The sequence below is a fragment of the Pseudoalteromonas sp. SG43-7 genome, assembly GCF_014164295.1.
GTDB classification, from domain to species: domain Bacteria; phylum Pseudomonadota; class Gammaproteobacteria; order Enterobacterales; family Alteromonadaceae; genus Pseudoalteromonas; species Pseudoalteromonas rhizosphaerae.
This window is the reverse complement of sequence record NZ_JACJEY010000160.1, coordinates 1-836: the sequence shown is the minus strand read 5'-3', so window position 1 is coordinate 836 and position 836 is coordinate 1. Positions and strand designations below refer to the sequence as shown.

Sequence of the window (836 nt, the reverse complement as noted above, 5' to 3'; positions counted from 1 at the left end):
GCAGAGGCTAACATGAATAAACATAGCATACTTTTTATCGGACTTGATACACATAAAGAATTCAATGAAGTCGCCTATATTGAAGAACATAGAGGTGCACAACCTGTTCACCTTGGTCGATTTTCCTCTTCCAAAGTTGCCGTTCAAAAGCTTGTTCGTCAGTTTGAATCTAAATACCCTGGCGCAACGTTACACTTTGTTTATGAAGCAGGCCCTTGTGGTTATTGGATTTACAGATTAATCACAAGCCTTGGCCATTGCTGTTATGTGGTTGCCCCGTCTCTTATTCCTAAAAAACCAGGCGAGAAGATTAAAACCGATAAACGTGATGCCCTTAAGCTCGCTAAATTACTTAAATCTGAAGATTTAACACCTATCTATGTTCCCGAGCCTGAAGATGAAGCTGTACGTGATTTATCTCGTGCACGCGAAGTGGCCATGAAAGATTTAAAAGATGCTAAATATCAATTAAAAGCACTGCTGCTTCGTAATAATATTAATTACAAAGGCACTGCAAATTGGTCACAAAAACATTTACGTTGGCTCACTGAGCTTGTGCTTCCACACCCAGCACAGCACATCGTCTTACAAGAGTTTTTACAAACAATTACCGAGCGAATAAGTCGACTTGAACGATTAGATAATGAACTTACACATCACGTTCATCAATGGCGTTATTATCCCGTTGTTAAAGCAATACAAGCAATGCGAGGTGTTCGTTTGTTGGTCGCCACCGGTGTTGTTGCTGAGCTTGGCGATTTAACGCGCTTCGATCATCCCCGTAAATTAATGAGTTATCTCGGTCTTGTACCCAGTGAACACTCGAGTGGTGGCAA

1 protein-coding gene is annotated in these 836 nt (G+C 41.1%); it reads left to right on the top strand.

Annotation, left to right across the window (positions count from 1 at the left end; translation table 11 throughout):
- Positions 1–12 precede the first annotated feature (12 nt).
- Positions 13–836: IS110 family transposase (locus H5200_RS24530; protein WP_182762859.1), on the top strand; the 824-nt coding region annotated here is incomplete at its 3' end.